Genomic DNA, 1,473 nt, shown 5'->3' on the forward strand with positions numbered 1-1,473 from the left:
ATGCAGCGGATTGCAAATCCGTGGACCTCGGTTCGACTCCGGGAGGCGCCTCCATCATTCAGAAAAAACCAGTCCTAGTGACTGGTTTTTTCGTTTTTGACCCCGCTAAAAGCTTCCTACGTACCCATTTCAATGCTTATCAAAGAAATCTTTGTTACGGATATACTTGCTCATTAAGTGGTAAGAGAAAGGTCTTATCAGCCAACTAAAGATAGAGCGACCAAGGCGGATTAATGTAGGAGTGTTCTCATAGATTCGTCCGTTATAAAGCCAAAGCACTTTACCTACATGCCAATAGAGCAAAGGAACCGGTGGCATGAAGGTCACGATGTCGATGTCACAGCAAATTCGGTAGGTCTTCTTACTCATGCGATAGTGCTTTCGAAAGCTCCAATCACCAATGGCGGGTTGGCCAAAAGTCACTATTCGTTTAATACAGCCTGGGTACTTTTGATCAAAGTAATCAGCGAAGACACAACCGATAGCGCCTCCGGAAGAGTGGCCAGTAATAGACACTCTTTTTCCTTGTTCGATGAGAGGTGTGAGCGTGGCTTCCAAGCGCTCAATAACGGTTAAGCCAAGCTTATCTTCATTACGACTTGGCTGGCTCTCTTGAAACATTAGATGGTAGAAACCCGCATGCACACGATAATTGAGCCCAATTCTCTTACAGCTTCTTGTCCATAGAGCAAAGGTTAGTAGCCAATCTGAGATACTGTGCGATCCTTTGATTACCACAACCACTTCATCTTTGTCGCTACTCCACAACACTCTAATCATGGTTTTACCAAACTGGTTCTTGATGATGCGTTGTCCATTAGGGTCAAAACCATAGCGAGTCTGCTTAAAAACTCTAGGGTAGGCGAGGTTACAAAGAACGGCATAGCGCTCATATTGATATCGTTTTAGTGGTTTCACATGTTTACTTCTTAATAAGAGTTACTTCAAACTCTAATCGTTGAATGTGAAAAGCACATGAAAACGCCATTTGCTTGGTTTAAAACAATAAAATCACCGCATTCAATTGGTATTTGAATCAATGGTTGTCAGTGATTTGTCCGTTTAAATTAGAAATCCAAGTATAAGAACCGTACAAGCTGCACTAAATTTATTCTTTTGAGTTCGATAATTAATCACTTGAATTAAAAGATAAAATTTATTGTTGACGAATTTTTTCCTTCCGTTAAAGTACACCTCGTTCTCACGGCTTAGGTCGCTGAGAGATGGTGTTTTTACTTTTCAGTAATCGGCCTCGCAAGATTGCGTTGCCCTGGTGGTGGAATTGGTAGACACAAGGGATTTAAAATCCCTCGGCGTTCGCGCTGTGCCGGTTCAAGTCCGGCCCGGGGCACCATCTATCTAGCTTCTACATTTTGAGTAGAGTGATGAACAAAGAGTTGTTCTCTTAAATCACTATTAAAGGCGCCTTGGCAGAGTGGCTATGCAGCGGATTGCAAATCCGTGGACCTCGGT

General features: G+C 42.8%; 1 protein-coding gene and 1 tRNA gene. One reads left to right on the forward strand and one right to left on the reverse strand.

Going from position 1 to position 1,473, the window contains the following annotated elements:
- Window positions 1-129 precede the first annotated feature (129 nt).
- Entirely contained in the window at window positions 130-918 is a 789-nt protein-coding gene (locus tag AB6E51_RS24405) for a lipase family protein (protein ID WP_017064543.1), read from the reverse strand.
- A gap of 349 nt (window positions 919-1,267) precedes the next feature.
- Between AB6E51_RS24405 and AB6E51_RS24410 the strand changes: the two genes are divergently transcribed.
- Window positions 1,268-1,354: transfer RNA gene (locus AB6E51_RS24410), tRNA-Leu, on the forward strand.
- Window positions 1,355-1,473: the final 119 nt, after the last annotated feature.

The sequence above is a fragment of the Vibrio sp. 10N.247.311.47 genome, from assembly GCF_041467535.1.
Classification (GTDB): domain Bacteria; phylum Pseudomonadota; class Gammaproteobacteria; order Enterobacterales; family Vibrionaceae; genus Vibrio; species Vibrio crassostreae_C.